Consider the following 15,745-nt stretch of genomic DNA (forward strand, 5'->3'; position numbering starts at 1 on the left):
CATCGCCATGCAGCCATCTGATTTCTTCCCCAAGGTCGACGCACCCAGCGCCGAGTACGCCGACAAGGCCCGAGAGTTCCAGCTCACGCTGACCAAGCCGACCGGCTCGCTGGCACGGCTGGAGAACCTGGGCGTGTGGCTGTCCTCGTGCCAGTCGTGCGTGCCGCCGAAGAAGATCGAGCGGCCGCGGCTGGTGGTGTTCGCGGGCGACCACGGCATCGCCACCAAGGGGGTCTCCCCCTACCCCATCGAGGTCTCCATCCAGATGGCGGAGAACATCCGCCTGGGCGGCGCGGGCGTGAACGCGATCGCGAGCCAGTCGGGCACCGGCGTGCGCGTAGCCGACATCTCGCTCTTCCACGACGCCTGGGGCGAGGAGCGCGTGAGCAAGTCCTGCGGCTCTATCGACTACGAGGACGCCATGACGGGCGAGCAGCTGGAGCGGGCGATCGAGATCGGCAAGCGCATCGCCGACCAGGAGGTCGACGCTGGCGCGGACCTGCTCATGGCCGGCGACCTGGGCATCGGCAACACGACCCCGTCCGCGGTCATCATCGGGCTGCTCACCAACAATGAGCCGGTCGTGGTCACCGGCCGCGGCTCCGGCGTCGACGACGAGGGATGGAAGCGCAAGGTCGCCGCCGTGCGCGACGCGATGTTCCGCGCCCGCAAGGACCGCAACGACATCCTCACCATGATGCGCAAGGTCACCTCGCCCGAGCTGGCCGCCATGGCCGCGTTCATCGCCCAGGCCGCCGTGCGCCGCACCCCGGTGCTGCTCGACGGCGTCGTGGTCACCGCCGCCGCGATGCTCGCCGACAAGATGGCCCCCGGCGCTCGCTTCTGGATGCAGGCCGGGCACCAGTCCGCCGAGCCCGCGCACATGTTCGCCCTGCGCTACCTGGGGCTTGATCCGCTGCTCAAGCTGGGCATGCGGCTCGGCGAAGGCTCTGGCGCCGCTGCCGCCGTCCCGCTGGTCATGATGGCCTGCAACATCATGAACGACATGGCCACCTTCGAGTCCGCGGGTGTCTCCGGCAAGGGGACCGTGCCCACCAACCGCTTCGACGACAAGATCCAGGAGTAGGGGCCCTGTCCGGAAAAGTTGACTTCGTCGACGGCGAACACGGCCCAGCTATCCTCGAGGGCCCGGCCACGGCGCTGAGCTGGCTGACCATCCTGCCGATCAAGGGCACAAGCGCCTTCGACCGCACCACCGGCGCGCGCGTGATGGCCTCGCTACCGGTGGTCGGGATCGTGCTCGGGGCGCTGGGGGCTGGCATCGTCGCTGTACTCTCGGCGCTGGGCGCCTACCCCCTGCTCATCGGCGCGCTGGTTGTTACCGCCTGGGCGCTGTTTACCCGCTTCATGCACCTCGACGGGCTCGCGGACGTCGCGGACGCGCTGGGTTCCTACGCCCCGCCCGAGCGCGCCCGCGAGATCCTCGCCGACCCCCACGCGGGGCTCATCGGGATGGGCTCGGCGCTTCTAGTCATGCTCGTCGAGGTCGCGTCCATTGCCGCGCTTGTCGACGCCTCGCGGCTGGCGTGGGCGATCGTCTTTCTGATACCGCTTTTTGCTCGCACCACCGGCCCCGTCGGCGCGAACGAGCACTTCCGCCCCATGAAGCCCACGGGCTTCGGCGCGATGATGATCGGCACCGCGAAGACCTGGTGGACGGTCCTGTGGGCGGTGGCCTGCGTGGCCGCGTCGGCTGGCGTGGGCGCAATGATGGGCGCACCGGTCGCCTTCACGCTGCTGGCCGCGGCGACACTCGCCGCGGCCCTAGGGCTCGCGTTCTTCCTCGCCGCCCACTGCACGAAGCGCTTCGGCGGGCTCAACGGGGATACCACCGGGTTCATCATGGAGACCAACGCCGCCGCGGTTGCGGCGGTGCTGGCCGTAGGCGTCGTAACGCTCTAAAAACCCTTAGACGAGGGTGTACATCCAGCCGTGGGTGTCCTCCTCGGTGCCGCGCTGGATGCCGGTGAGCTTCTCGCGCAGCTGCATGGTGATCGGGCCAGCCTGGTTGCCGTTGACCTCGTAGTCGCCGTGCTTGGACTTCACGGAGCCGACCGGGGTGATCACGGCGGCGGTGCCGCAGGCAAAGGCCTCGCTCATCTCGCCCGACAGCGCCGCGTCGTGCCACTCCTGGGTGGACACGAGGCGCTCCTCGGTGGTGTAGCCCAGGTCGGCCGCGACCTGGAGCAGGGAGTCACGGGTGACACCCGGCAGCAGGGAGCCGGACAGCTGCGGGGTGACCACGTGCGCGTCCTTGCCCTCGCCGAAGACGAACATGAGGTTCATACCGCCCATCTCCTCGATGTAGGTGCGCTTGATAGCGTCCAGCCACACGACCTGATCGCAGCCCTTCTCGGAGGCCTGCGCCTGAGCGAGCAGCGAGGCCGCGTAGTTGCCCGCGAACTTCGCCGCACCGGTTCCTCCCGGGCAGGCGCGGACGTAGTCCTCGCTCAGCCAGACGGAGACCGGCTTGACGCCGCCGGAGAAGTACGCGCCCGCCGGGGAGGCGATGACGATGAACTTGTAAGAGGTGGACGGGTGAACGCCCAGAGTGGCCTCGGTGGAGATCATGAACGGGCGAAGGTAGAGGGACTCCTCGCCGCCGGCGGCCGGAACCCAGTCCTGATCGATGGCGACCAGCTGCTGGAGCGCCTCGATGAAGACCTCCTGGGGCAGCTCGGGCATGGCCATGCGGTGCGCGGAGCGCTGGAAGCGGGCGGCGTTGGCCTGAGGGCGGAAGGTCTTGATGGTGCCGTCGGCGTGGCGGTAGGCCTTGATTCCCTCGAAGATGGCCTGGCCGTAATGGAAGACGCTGGTCGCGGGGTCGAGGGTGAGCGGCGCGTAGGCGGTGACCTTCGCGTCGTGCCAGCCCTTATCCTCGCTCCAGTCGATGGTGACCATGTGGTCGGTCCGGTACTTACCGAACCCCGGGTTCGCCAAAATCTCCTTGAGCTTTTCCGGCGAGGTGGGGTGATCGGTCTTTTCTACTGCAAACTTAAGGTCCGTCATGCCTTTTAAAGGTACACCTCCCACCTGCGCCGTCCTAGATTCGGGCATTCGTTTACTCTGGATCTGTCGGTCACACATGACCACCTCAGCGTTGCAGAAGGCAGGAGAATTCACCGTGGGCAACAAGACTTCCACTCGCAAGGCAATTGGGCTTCCCGATAAGGGGCTTCGCACGAAGCTGAGCCTGTCAAACAAGCTGCCGGAGGAATACGACGCGCTCGTCGTGCCCGTGTTCAAGGGCGAGTCGGGCCTCGAGCTCGCGGCGACGGGGCTGTTCGACGAGAGCGTCGACACCGCCATCTGGGAACTGCTCGCCGCCGTGGGGGCCACAGGCAAGGCCGAGGAGCTCACCCGCGTCCCCGCCATCGAGGGGATGGAAGCCGACTTCGTCCTCGCCGTGGGGCTGGGCAACCCCGATGCGCTCGACGAGGAGAAGCTGCGCCGCGCCGCCGGCGTCGCCGCCCGCAGCCTCAAGGGGGTGGGCACCGTCGCGACCACCCTGGGCTCGTTCGGCCTAGGCCCTGCGGTGGAGGGCTTCGCGCTCGGCGCCTACGACTACCCCGGCCTGCGCTCGAAGCCGAGCTCAAGCGAGCCGCTCGGACGCGCGGTGTTCGTCGACTCCCGCGAAAACGCCAAGAAGGAGATGCGCCGGGCCAAGATCATCGCAGGCTCGGTCTGCGTGGCCCGCGACCTAGTCAACGCCCCCTCCTCGCACCTCTACCCCGCCACCTATGCCTCTATCATCGAGGAGCTGGCCACCGAGCAGGGCATCGCGGTGGAGATCCTCGACGAGAAGCGCCTGGCCAAGGAGGGCTTCGGCGGCATCCTCGCCGTAGGCATGGGCTCGTCGCGCCCGCCGCGGCTGGTGAGGCTGACGTGGGAGCCGAAGGACTGCTACCACCACGTGGCGCTGGTGGGCAAGGGCATCACCTTCGACACCGGCGGCATCTCGCTCAAGCCCCCGGCATCCATGGACAACATGATCTCCGACATGGGCGGCTCCGCGGCCGTGGTCGCCACCGTCCTCGCGGCCGCGCGACTTGATCTGAATATCAAGGTCACCGCGACGATCCCGCTCGCGGAGAACATGCCGGGCGGCAACTCCTACCGCCCGGGCGACGTCATCACCCACTACGGCGGAACGACATCCGAGATCCTCAACACCGACGCCGAGGGCAGATTGGTGCTTGCCGACGCCATGGCGCGCGCCTGCGAGGACGAGCCGGATTATCTCATCGACACGGCGACCTTGACCGGCGCGCAGCTGGTGGCCCTCGGGGAGCGCACCTCCGGCGTCATGGGCAACGGTCCCCTGCGCGACCAGATCGCCGCCGCTGGCGTGGCGATGGGCGAGAACGCCTGGGCGATGCCGCTGCCGGAGGAGATCGCCGAGGCCGTCAAGTCGCCCGTGGCCGACATCCGAAACGTCACCGGCAACCGCAACGGCGGCATGCTCGCGGCGGCCTGCTACCTGCGGCACTTTGTTACCGAAGGGATCGAGTGGGCGCACGTGGACATCGCGGGTCCCGCGTACAACACGAGCAGCGCGTACGGCTACACCCCCAAGCGCGCGACCGGCGTGCCGGTGCGCACCTTCATCGAGGTGCTGAGCGAGATCGAGCATATGTAGCTGTGGGCAAGGGGCGAATTCTTTCGTAGGTTCCCCCTGAAAGCCACATTCACAGCGACAAACCGGTAATCTTTTAAGGTACTAACATTTCAACGGCACTACTTTCGAGGAGTCAATAAACAATGGCGCACTCCGTTGTCATGCCCGAGCTGGGCGAATCCGTAACCGAGGGCACAATTACCCAGTGGCTGAAGTCCGTCGGCGACACCGTTGCCGTCGACGAGCCGCTGCTCGAGGTCTCCACCGACAAGGTCGACACCGAGGTGCCCTCTCCTGTTGCTGGCGTTCTGCTCGAGATCCGCGCTAACGAGGACGACACCGTCGACGTCGGCGAGGTTATCGCCGTCATCGGCGAGGCAGGCGAGGCGCCGGCCGAGGAGGCCGCACCGCAAGCTCCCGCTGCACCGGCCGAGGAGCCGGCGGCCAAGGTGGAAGCACCCGCCGCAGCGGCACCGGCCGCCTCCGGTGAGTCCACCGACGTCGTCATGCCCGAACTCGGCGAGTCCGTCACCGAGGGCACCATTACCCAGTGGCTGAAGTCCGTCGGCGACACCGTTGCCGTCGATGAGCCGCTGCTCGAGGTCTCCACCGACAAGGTCGACACCGAGGTCCCGTCCCCCGTCGCAGGCGTCATCCTCGAGATCCTCGCCAACGAAGACGACACCGTCGACGTCGGCGACGTCATCGTCCGCATCGGCCAGCCCGGCGCAGCACCCGCAGCCCCGGCTGAGCCAGCCGCACCGGCTGAGGAGCCGGTGGCCAAGGTGGAAGCACCTGCCGCGGCGGCACCGGCCGCCTCCGGTGAGTCCACCGACGTCGTCATGCCCGAGCTCGGCGAATCCGTCACCGAGGGCACCATTACCCAGTGGCTGAAGTCCGTCGGCGACACCGTCGCCGTCGACGAGCCGCTGCTCGAGGTCTCCACCGACAAGGTCGACACCGAGGTCCCCTCCCCCGTCGCAGGCGTCATCCTCGAGATCCTCGCCAACGAAGACGACACCGTCGACGTCGGCGACGTCATCGTCCGCATCGGCCAGCCCGGCGCAGCCCCGGCTGAGCCAGCTGCACCGGCGGTTCCGGCCGAGCCGGCGGCCAAGGTTGAGACCCCAGCCGAAAAGCCTGCTCCCGCAGCCGAGCCGGCCGCAAAGGTCGAGGCTCCGGCCGCGAAGGTGAACAACGACAAGGTCCCGTACGTCACCCCGCTGGTGCGCAAGCTGGCCGACAAGCACGGCATTGACCTCAACACCGTGACCGGCACCGGCGTCGGCGGCCGCATCCGCAAGCAGGACGTGCTCGCAGCCGCTGGTCAGGGCGAAGCCCCGGCCGCCCCGGCGGCGGCACCTGCCGCAGCCGACCCGCGCGCCAACTGGTCCACCAAGTCGGTCGACCCGGCGAAGGCCGAGCTCATCGGCACCACCCAGAAGGTCAACCGCATCCGCGAGATCACCGCCGCAAAGATGGTCGAGGCGCTGCAGATCTCCGCCCAGCTGACCCATCTGCAGGAGGTCGACGTCACCACGATCGCCGACCTGCGCAAGGCGAACAAGCCCGCCTTCCAGGCAAAGCACGGCATCAACCTCACCTACCTGCCGTTCTTCGTCAAGGCCACAGTCGAGGCGCTCGTCTCCCACCCGAACGTCAACGCCTCCTACAACGCCGAGACCAAGGAGATGACCTACCACGCGGACGTCAACGTGGCCATCGCCGTGGACACCCCACGCGGCCTTCTGACCCCGGTCATCCACAAGGCCCAGGAGCTAAGCTTCGTGGAGATCGCGAAGGCCATCGTCGACCTGGCCGACAAGGCTCGCAACAACAAGCTGAAGCCGAACGACCTGACCGGCGCCACCTTCACCATCACCAACATTGGTTCGGAGGGCGCCCTGTCCGACACCCCGATTCTGGTTCCGCCGCAGGCTGGCATCCTCGGCACCGCAGCGATCCAGAAGCGTCCGGTCGTCGTGACCGAGAACGGTGCTGACGCGATCGCCATCCGCCAGATGTGCTACATCCCGTTCACCTACGACCACCAGGTCGTCGACGGCGCCGACGCTGGCCGCTTCACCGCGACCATCAAGGACCGCCTCGAGACCGGCAACTTCGAGTCCGAGCTCGAGCTCTAGCCGGAAAGCACGAAGGCACGCCTTCTAGGCCGCAGGGAGACCCTCCCTGCGGCTTTTTGCGTGCGCTAGGCGCGCTAGCTACGGAATACCCGGCGTACCTTCCCGTCGACGCGTTCCAGCCGCCCGCGCACCGACGGACCCGCCGGATCATCGTCGTTGACACCGTTGTGATACGCGCAGCACGTGGCCAGGTTCGAACTTCTCGTGTGCCCACCGAACTGCCACGGAACCAAGTGATGCACCTGGCACTCATCGGCTGGCTTATGGCACCCATCCCACGCACAGGTGGGATTCTCCACCGCCGCCAACACCCGCTGCTTGCCGTTGGCAAACCGCTCCGAGCGAACCAAGTCCACCGGCCCTTCAACCGGATGAATCAGCGCAAACCCCCACTTCTCATCCAGCTTCATGCGGGCGACCTGCGTGCTGGTGCGCTCCACCCCATCCGAGCACCGCAACACCGTCTCATCCCCGGTGCCATCCAGCACCGCATCGAGAGCGTCCAGCGGGATCGTCACGATCGGCCGCAGCACCGTTGCTACGGCCCCGCCACCGGTGATCGCCTCCTGCAACGCCGCCACCGGGTCATCGGCGTCCTTGACCGGGTCGTAAAGCGTAGCGATCACCTCCGCTGGGGCGTTGACCCGCATCGACCACGTATTGTCCGCATACCTGCGCACCGACACCCCCAACGTCAACGCGCGGGGTGCAACGAGCTTCTTTAGCAAAGCCAGTCCGCGGCGTTTAAGCTCCGCAGGCGCCGCCTTCATCCGGCACAGCTCGCGGCGCAGGCGCCACTTCTTACGCTTGTCCGCCACCCGGCGGGCAACCGCCTCGATCGCCACAAGCGCATCCAGGCAGTGCCCGTTGGCGCGGATCGCGGACACGCACTCTGCCTGCACCCGCGACATCGGCGAGGGCGCGGCATAGATCGCCGCAAGCCCTGCGACGGTAGCCGCCGTGGACTCCGGCAACAACCGCTCCAGCTCACCCTCACCCAGCCCACTGGCTTCCTCGATGAGCGTCATCGGGTCGTGCAGCAGCGCGCCCAAGGTCTCCAACACGTTCATGCCCCGCACGCTAAACGCCCTCGCAACCCCGCGCAAGAGCACATGAAAAAAGGACCCAAAATCTGTGGATAACTTCCCACCCCACCCGATCTATCCACAGTTTTCCGGGCCTGCGCGGACCCCGCCCTGCGAATCCCTCCGACCTCGGCTAAAATGCGCGATTTCGTGTCCTCCACCTCCCCTGCCGCTATATAATGACTTCGTTCACACCCCCGTGCAGCAAGGAGAAGAACCGCCACCATGACCTTCGCACGCCGTCACGTCGGCCCCGACAGCCACGAGCAACAGCTCATGCTCGAGGCCGTGGGCTACGCCAGCATCGACGACCTCCTCGACGCCGCCATCCCCTCCGGCATCCGCACCACCGACGACCTCGGCCTCGGCCCCGGCCTCAGCGAGGCGCAGGCGGCCGAAAGGCTCCGCGCCTACGCCAAGCAGAACACCGTCCTCAAGGCCTTCTACGGCCAGGGCTTCTACGACACCATCACCCCGCCCGTCATCCGGCGCAACGTCGTCGAGGACCCGGGCTGGTATACCGCCTACACCCCCTACCAGCCGGAGATCTCGCAGGGCAGGCTCGAGGCGCTGCTCAACTTCCAAACCATGGTCGAGGAGCTCACCGGCCTGCCCGTGGCCAACGCGTCGCTTCTCGACGAGGCCTCCGCTGTCGCGGAGGCCGTGGGGCTGATGGGCCGCGTCCATCGCAAGGGCAACCGCGTGGTCCTAGACGAGGCGCTGCACCCGCAGGTACTCGCCGTGGCCACGGCCCGCGCCCGCACGATCGGCATCGAGGTCGAGGTCGCAGACCTAGCCCAGGGGCTGGTCGGCGAGGGCGTCATCGGCATCGTCGCCGCCTACCCGGGCACCGAGGGCGAGGTCACCGACATCCGCCAGGCTATCAATGACGTCCACTCCCGCGGCGGGCTCGCGGCCGTCGCCTGCGACCTGCTGGCCCTCCAGCTTTTGGAAAGCCCCGGCGCGCTCGGCGCCGACATCGCCGTGGGCAGCTCCCAGCGCTTCGGCGTCCCGCTGTTCTACGGTGGCCCGCACGCGGCGTTCATGGCGGTCACCGACGCCATCAAGCGCCAGATGCCCGGCCGCATCGTCGGCGTGTCCGTCGACGCCGACGAGCGACCCGCCTACCGGCTCGCGCTGCAGACCCGCGAGCAGCACATCCGCCGCGAGAAAGCCACGAGCAACATCTGCACCGCCCAGGCGCTCCTCGCCGTGTGCGCCTCCATGTACGCCGTCTGGCACGGGCCGGAGGGCCTGAAGGCCATCGCCGAGCGCGTCCACGGGCTCGCCTGCGCGTTCGCGGAGGCGCTCGAGGACGGCGGGGTGGACCTCGCCCACCAGCGCTTCTTCGACACCGTCACCGTGGTCGTCCCAGGCCGCGCCGAGGAGATCGTCGCGGGTCTGGCAGCAAAGGGCTACCTCGTGCGCGCCATCGGCGCCGACAAGGTCTCCGTCGCCTTTGGCGAGTCCGCGAACGAGGCCGACGTTCGGATGCTGGCGGACGCCTTTGGCGTAGTCGTCGACAAGCACGATGCAGCCCCGCGCCTCCCGAAAGCGCTCGCGCGAACGACGCCGACGTTAACGCACCCCGTGTTCAGCTCGATCCACTCGGAGACGCAGATGCTGCGCTACCTGCGCGGGCTCAAGGACAAGGACCTGGCGCTGGATCGCACGATGATCCCGCTGGGCTCGTGCACGATGAAGCTCAACCCGACCACCGGCATGGAGCCGATCACCTGGCCGGAGTTCGCGAACATGCACCCGTACGCGCCGAAGGAGCAGGCCGCCGGCTGGCTCGGGCTCATCGCCGACCTCGAGGGATGGCTGGCCGAGATCACCGGCTACGCCAAGGTCTCCCTACAGCCCAACGCAGGCTCCCAGGGCGAGCTCGCGGGCCTCAACGCCATCCGCCGCTACCACCTCTCGCGCGGCGACGACCAGCGCGACATCATCCTGATCCCGCAGTCCGCCCACGGCACGAACGCGGCCTCGGCGACGCTGGCGAACCTGCGCGTGGCGGTCGTGGCCACGGCCGCGGACGGCTCGATCGACTTGGGCGACCTCGATGAGAAGCTGGCCAAGCACGAGCACCACGTGGCGGGCATCATGATCACCTACCCCTCCACGCACGGCGTGTTCGAGGAGTCGGTACGCAAGGTGTGCGCGAAGGTGCACGCCGCGGGTGGGCAGGTCTACATCGACGGCGCGAACCTCAACGCGCTGGCGGGCTACGCGCGCCCCGGCGAGTTCGGCGGCGACGTCTCCCACCTGAACTTGCACAAGACCTTTACCATCCCGCACGGCGGCGGCGGTCCGGGCGTGGGGCCTGTGGCCGTGGCCGAGCATCTCGTGCCGTTCCTGCCTACCGACCCCACCTTGCCGCAGCGCGGCCCCGGGGTGCCGGTCGCCTCCACGTTCTACGGCTCGGCGGGCGTGCTGCCGATCTCGTGGGCGTACATCGCGATGATGGGCGACGAGGGGCTGCGCCAGGCCACCGCGAACGCGATCCTCAACGCCAACTACGTCGCGGCCAGCCTGCGCGAATCCTTCCCTGTGCTCTACACCGGCGAGTCGGGGCTCGTCGCGCACGAGTGCATCTTCGATTTGCGTTCGCTTACCGACGCCACAGGTGCGACCGCCACGGACGTCGCGAAGCGGCTGGTCGACTACGGCTTCCACGCCCCGACGCTGTCCTTCCCCGTCGCGGGAACGCTCATGGTGGAGCCTACCGAGAGCGAGGACAAGGGCGAGCTCGACCGGTTCATCGCGGCCATGCGCTCGATCCGGGCGGAGATCGAGGAGGTCGCCCGCGGCGACTACGCCTACGAGGACTCCGTGCTCCACCACGCCCCGTTCACGGCTGAGTCGGTGATCGCCGACTCCTGGACGCACCCGTTTAGCCGCGAGAAGGCGGCCTATCCGCTGCGCTCGCTGCGCGGCGGGGACAAGTACTTCCCGCCGGTGCGCCGCCTCAACGAGGCCTACGGCGACCGCAACTTCGCCTGCTCCTGCCCGCCGCCGTCCGCCTTCGACTTCGGCAACTGACCCGGAAGGATCCTTACATGACTGAACTGCTCCAGTCCCCGCTGCACGCGGAGCACGTGGCGCTCGGCGCGAGCTTCACCGCGTTCGGCCCGTGGGAGATGCCGCTGAAGTACGGCTCCGAGCTCGCCGAGCACCGCGCCGTGCGCGAGGCCGCGGGGCTCTTCGACCTCTCCCACATGGGCGAGGTGCGCGTGCGCGGCGCCCAGGCCGGGGAATTCCTCGACTACGCGCTCATCTCGACGCTGTCGCAGGTAAAGGTGGGCAAGGCGAAGTACTCGATGATTGTCAACAAGTCAGGCGGCATCATCGACGACCTCATCACCTACCGGCTTGCCGAGGACGAGTACCTCGTGGTACCGAACGCGGGCAACGCGAAGGTCGTCGCCGCCGAGCTCGCCTCCCGGGCGGAGGGCTTCGACGTGACCGTCACCGACGAATCGCTAGATACCGCGCTCGTCGCGGTCCAGGGCCCTCGCGCCCAGGAGCTGTTGCTCTCGCTGGTCCCCGACGACCTCGCCGCGCGGGTGACCGGGATGCCCTACTACGCGGCGGCACCTGTCACCGTGGCGGGCGTCGACGCGCTCGTCGCCCGCACCGGCTACACCGGCGAGGACGGCTTCGAGGTGTTCGTGCCGGGCGGCAAGGCTGCCGCGGTATGGGGCGCGCTGCTTCACGCCGGCGCCGTGCCGGCGGGGCTGGCCGCCCGCGACTCCCTTCGGTTGGAGGCGGGCATGCCGCTCTACGGCAACGAGCTCACGCTCGAGCTCACCCCGGTCGCCGCCGGGATGCCCGTCGCGGCCAAGGACTGCGAGTTTGTGGGCAAGGAGGCGCTGGCCAGCGCTCCCGCGCCGGAGCGGGTGCTGGTGGGGCTTTCGAGCTCCCAGCGCCGCGCCGCCCGCGCCCACGACCTGCTCTTCGACGGCGAGACCCTAGTCGGCGAGGTGACCTCGGGTCAGCACTCGCCGACGCTTTCGCGGCCAGTCGCCTTGGCTTACGTCGACAAGCGAAAAGCAACGCCGGGAACGGCTCTTGAGGCCGAGATTCGCGGCAAGCGCTACCCCTTCGAGGTAGTCTCCCTCCCGTTCTACACCCGCCAGAAAGGATAAAACCATGTCCCTGCCAGCTGATTTCTCCTACTCCGAGGAGCACGAGTGGATCAACGCGCCCGCCGATAAGGCCGCGGGTGAGACAGTCAAGGTGGGCATCACCTCGGTTGCCGCCGACCGCCTGGGCGAGGTCGTCTTCGCCGAGCTGCCGCAGGTGGGCGACGCCGTCACCGCGGGCGACCCGTGCGGCGAGGTCGAGTCGACCAAGTCCGTCTCCGACATCTACTCGCCCGTCACCGGCACCGTCACCGCGGTCAACGACGCGGTCCACGACGACTACTCGGTGGTCAACTCCGACCCGTTCGGTGCGGGCTGGCTGTTCGAGGTCGCGGTCGACGAGGTCGGCCCGCTCATGACCGCCTCCGAGTACGCGGCGGCCAACGGAGTATCCTAAGGCCTCATGACTGCTCCGCGTAAGCCCTTCTTCCCCGCCGACCAATCCATCCGCGACTCCGACGCACCCGTGACGGTGCGCGAGCTGGGGCTGGTGGACTACCAGGAGGCCTGGGACCTGCAGGCGGACCTAGCGGCGAGGCGGGCGGCAGACGAGATCGAGGACACGATCCTCGTGCTCGAGCACCCGAGCATCTACACCGCGGGCAAGCGCACGCAGCCGGAGGACCGGCCCACCAACGGGCTGCCGGTCATCGACGTCGACCGCGGCGGGCGGATCACGTGGCACGGTCCCGGCCAGCTGGTGATGTATCCCATCATCAAGCTGGCCGACCCGATCGACGTGGTCGACTACGTCCGCCGGCTCGAGGAGGCGCTCATCCAGGTGGTGCGCCAGGCGGGAGTGACCACCGCCGGGCGCATCGACGGCCGCTCGGGCGTGTGGGTGCCGGGTGCTTCGCCCGCCGAGCACGCGAAGGTCGCGGCGCTGGGCATCCGGATCACCCGCGGGGTGACCATGCACGGGCTGGCCCTCAACTGCGACAACACCCTCGAGTTCTACGACTACGTCGTCCCCTGCGGGATCGCCGACGCCGGGGTGACCACCATGAGCGCGCAGCTTCGCCGCGACGTGACGGTCGCGGAGATGACCGCGCCGCTGCTTGGGGCGCTCGACGACGCGCTGGCCGGGCGCCTTGTTGTCGCGGATCACACCTTCGCCTCCGCCCCCGACCCCACCAAGGGGCTTCCTCGCAGGTCGTAGGCGCTTTTCGACGCTACGCGTGGGGGCGGAGTACTGTCTAGTGATGTGACTCAAGCAGAAGGACGAAAGCTACTCCGCGTCGAGGTACGCAACTCCGAGACGCCCATCGAAGCCAAGCCACGCTGGATCCGCACCGCCGTGAAAACCGGCCCGGAATACCAGGACATGAAAAAGAAGGTCTCGGGTGCCAGCCTGCACACCGTGTGCCAGGAGGCGGGCTGCCCGAACATCCACGAGTGCTGGGAGTCCCGCGAGGCCACCTTCCTTATCGGCGGGGCCAATTGCTCGCGCCGCTGCGACTTCTGCCAGATCAACTCCGCCAAGCCGGACCCTCTCGACCGAGACGAGCCGCGGCGTGTGGCCGAGTCCGTGCGCGAGATGCAGCTGAACTACTCCACCATCACCGGCGTGACCCGCGACGACCTAGACGACGAGGGCGCGTGGCTGTACGCCGAGGTGGTCCGCCAGATCCACGCGCTCAACCCGCACACGGGCGTGGAGAACCTCACGCCGGACTTCTCCGGCAAGCCGGACCTGCTCCAGGAGGTCTTCGAGGCCCGCCCGGAGGTGTTCGCGCACAACCTGGAGACGGTGCCGCGCATCTTCCGCCGCATCCGCCCCGCCTTCCGCTACGAGCGCTCGCTCGACGTGATCCGCCAGGCGCGCGACTTCGGGCTGGTGACCAAGTCCAACCTCATCCTGGGCATGGGCGAGACCGTCGACGAGATCCGCGAGGCGCTGACCGACCTGCACTCCGCCGGTTGCGACATCGTGACCATTACCCAGTACCTTCGCCCCGGCCCCAAGTACCACCCGATCGACCGCTGGGTGAAGCCGGAGGAGTTCCTCGAGCACGCGGACTTCGCCAAGGAGCTGGGCTTCGGGGCCGTCATGAGCGGACCCCTGGTGCGCTCCTCCTACCGGGCCGGCCGCCTCTACGCGCAGGCTCTGGCCGCGCGCGGCGAGCAGCTACCCGCAAACCTCTCGCACCTCGCGGAGACCGCGGGCGCCTCGACCGCCCAGGAGGCCTCGACGCTTTTGCAGAAGTACGGCCCCTCGGAGGACACCCCGGTGGTGTCGGGTTTGTTGCCCCGAAAGTAGCCCGTCGTTTCTTCCAGCGCGGCCGCGGGCGCTAATGTAGGTGCCATGGCAGACGCGAACAAGAAGGAAGAGCGCGCGGCGAAGCGCGCACAGCGCCGCCAGACCTGGTCGCAGGTCTGGCAGGCTTTCAACATACAGCGCAAGCAGGACAAGGCGCTCATCCCGATCATGCTGGGCTCCTTCCTGGGCCTGGGACTGCTCTTTTTCCTCCTTGGCCTGCTGTGGGGCAACGAGTGGTTCATGCTCATCGTGGGCCTGCTGCTCGGCGCGACGCTCGCCATGTGGCTGTTTAGCCGCCGCCTGCAAAACTCCGTCTACGACCGCGCCTCCGGTCAGGCCGGCGCCGCCGGCTGGGCGCTGGAGAACATGCGCTCGAACTTCGCCGTGGTCTGGCGCACCAAGACCGCGGTGGCCATGAACACTCACATGGACGTCGTCCACCGCGTCGCCGGCGTGTGTGGGTTCGTGCTGGTCGGCGAGGGCGAGCCGCACCGCCTCAAGCCGATGATGGACCAGCAGAAGAAGCGCCTCAACCGGCTCGCCCCGGGCGTGCCGGTCAACGAGATCATCGTCGGCGAGGGCGAGGGCCAGGTGCCGCTGAAGAAGCTGCAGTCGACGCTCATGAAGCTGCCGCGCCACTACAAGAAGGACGAGGTCTACCAGATCGCCTCCCGCGTCGAGGCCATGGACGCCGTCGCCGAGCGCCAAGCCAGCGGACTGCCCAAGGGTCCGCTTCCGAAGGGCGGCAAGGTCTCCGGCATGAACCGCCGCGCCCGCCGCAACGCGGAGCGCAACAACAAGGGATAACCGTCAACCGGCTCGCACCCGCGAGCCGGTTCTTTTTTATCCCAGGATGACCGCGGTGCCCGTGGCACGGTCGTGCATCCCGCGGCCATCGGCGTCGACAAGCGCCGCCGGAAGGATGAAAACCGTAAACAGCGTGCGGGCGATGGCGCGAACGACGCCGACGCGGGCGGTGGGGTCGTCGATGCGGGCTACTCCCATGCCGAGAACGGCCTGGCCCGGCGTGCGTGCGAAGAAAATCACACTCACAATGCCCAGGATCACGAACAGGATGAGCGTCAGCGTGGAAGTCCCGCCCAGCTGGGTGGTGAACATGTGGATGAACGCCGCCACGATCCAGCAGATGATCCAATCGATGAAAACCCCGCCTGACCTGCGGGCAACCGAGGCCAGCGCGCCCGGGCCCTCCTTGGGGAGGCCCAGCTTCTCGCCTGGCCATTTCTGTGGGGTGTCGGCGCCTGCCTCGGATGGAATCTGCGGGCCGTCGAGCCAGCTTCGTTTGCGTTCAGACATGGCTTCTAATCTAGCGAACCCGCCCGAAAACGACATGTTCGCACCCCGCCCGACCTTATTTTTTGGTCAGCCTATAGAAAATGATGTAAGGTTCTTCCCAGAGGAATTTCTATCACCGTATAGTGTAGAATCGCCCTAGTTGGTTTCGGTAG

The 15,745-nt window shown here is 67.9% G+C and carries 13 protein-coding genes; 10 read left to right on the forward strand and 3 right to left on the reverse strand.

Going from position 1 to position 15,745, the window contains the following annotated elements; genetic code table 11:
• Positions 1 to 7 precede the first annotated feature (7 nt).
• Both cobT and B843_RS09240 read left to right on the forward strand, forming a co-directional pair.
• Positions 8 to 1,087 (forward strand): nicotinate-nucleotide--dimethylbenzimidazole phosphoribosyltransferase, encoded by a 1,080-nt coding sequence (cobT, locus tag B843_RS09235; RefSeq protein WP_025253230.1) that lies wholly within the window; start codon positions 8 to 10, stop codon positions 1,085 to 1,087.
• A gap of 5 nt (positions 1,088 to 1,092) precedes the next feature.
• A complete protein-coding gene (locus B843_RS09240; protein WP_025253231.1) occupies positions 1,093 to 1,923 on the forward strand; it encodes an adenosylcobinamide-GDP ribazoletransferase in 831 nt (276 codons plus the stop codon).
• A 6-nt stretch (positions 1,924 to 1,929) separates the two neighbouring features.
• Here the strand turns inward: B843_RS09240 and B843_RS09245 are convergent, their stop codons facing one another.
• The gene (locus B843_RS09245; protein ID WP_025253232.1) at positions 1,930 to 3,030 is read right to left on the reverse strand and encodes a branched-chain amino acid aminotransferase; all 1,101 of its coding nucleotides are present in this window, start codon (positions 3,028 to 3,030) and stop codon (positions 1,930 to 1,932) included.
• A gap of 76 nt (positions 3,031 to 3,106) precedes the next feature.
• On the opposite strand from B843_RS09245, the gene B843_RS09250 reads away from it, so the two are divergent.
• A complete protein-coding gene (locus B843_RS09250; protein ID WP_025253233.1) occupies positions 3,107 to 4,660 on the forward strand; it encodes a leucyl aminopeptidase in 1,554 nt (517 codons plus the stop codon).
• Between the two features lie 122 nt (positions 4,661 to 4,782).
• Positions 4,783 to 6,783, forward strand: coding sequence for a 2-oxoglutarate dehydrogenase, E2 component, dihydrolipoamide succinyltransferase (sucB, locus tag B843_RS09255; RefSeq protein ID WP_025253234.1), 2,001 nt, complete (start codon positions 4,783 to 4,785; stop codon positions 6,781 to 6,783).
• Positions 6,784 to 6,857: 74 nt separating this feature from the next.
• On the opposite strand, the gene B843_RS09260 is transcribed toward sucB, so the two are convergent.
• Positions 6,858 to 7,853 (reverse strand): HNH endonuclease signature motif containing protein, encoded by a 996-nt coding sequence (locus B843_RS09260; protein ID WP_025253235.1) that lies wholly within the window; start codon positions 7,851 to 7,853, stop codon positions 6,858 to 6,860.
• A gap of 240 nt (positions 7,854 to 8,093) precedes the next feature.
• Between B843_RS09260 and gcvP the strand changes: the two genes are divergently transcribed.
• From gcvP to B843_RS09290, 6 genes are read left to right on the forward strand one after another with little or no spacing between them, the layout of a single operon-like run.
• Entirely contained in the window at positions 8,094 to 10,913 is a 2,820-nt protein-coding gene (gene gcvP / locus B843_RS09265; RefSeq protein ID WP_051483487.1) for an aminomethyl-transferring glycine dehydrogenase, read from the forward strand.
• A gap of 17 nt (positions 10,914 to 10,930) precedes the next feature.
• Positions 10,931 to 12,019 carry a glycine cleavage system aminomethyltransferase GcvT gene (gene gcvT / locus B843_RS09270; RefSeq protein ID WP_025253236.1) on the forward strand — a complete coding sequence of 363 codons (1,089 nt, stop codon included), beginning with the start codon at positions 10,931 to 10,933 and terminating at the stop codon, positions 12,017 to 12,019.
• Positions 12,020 to 12,023: 4 nt separating this feature from the next.
• Positions 12,024 to 12,413 (forward strand): glycine cleavage system protein GcvH, encoded by a 390-nt coding sequence (gcvH, locus tag B843_RS09275; RefSeq protein ID WP_025253237.1) that lies wholly within the window; start codon positions 12,024 to 12,026, stop codon positions 12,411 to 12,413.
• Between the two features lie 6 nt (positions 12,414 to 12,419).
• Complete coding sequence (lipB, locus tag B843_RS09280) at positions 12,420 to 13,175, forward strand: lipoyl(octanoyl) transferase LipB (RefSeq protein WP_025253238.1); 756 nt, start codon at positions 12,420 to 12,422, stop codon at positions 13,173 to 13,175.
• Positions 13,176 to 13,220: 45 nt separating this feature from the next.
• On the forward strand, positions 13,221 to 14,276 hold the full coding sequence (locus B843_RS09285; protein WP_025253239.1) for a lipoyl synthase: 1,056 nt from the start codon (positions 13,221 to 13,223) through the stop codon (positions 14,274 to 14,276).
• A 45-nt stretch (positions 14,277 to 14,321) separates the two neighbouring features.
• Entirely contained in the window at positions 14,322 to 15,083 is a 762-nt protein-coding gene (locus tag B843_RS09290) for a DUF4191 domain-containing protein (protein ID WP_025253240.1), read from the forward strand.
• A 36-nt stretch (positions 15,084 to 15,119) separates the two neighbouring features.
• On the opposite strand, the gene B843_RS09295 is transcribed toward B843_RS09290, so the two are convergent.
• Positions 15,120 to 15,593 carry an RDD family protein gene (locus B843_RS09295; protein WP_025253241.1) on the reverse strand — a complete coding sequence of 158 codons (474 nt, stop codon included), beginning with the start codon at positions 15,591 to 15,593 and terminating at the stop codon, positions 15,120 to 15,122.
• Positions 15,594 to 15,745 lie beyond the last annotated feature (152 nt).

The organism is Corynebacterium vitaeruminis DSM 20294, assembly GCF_000550805.1.
GTDB lineage: Bacteria > Actinomycetota > Actinomycetes > Mycobacteriales > Mycobacteriaceae > Corynebacterium > Corynebacterium vitaeruminis.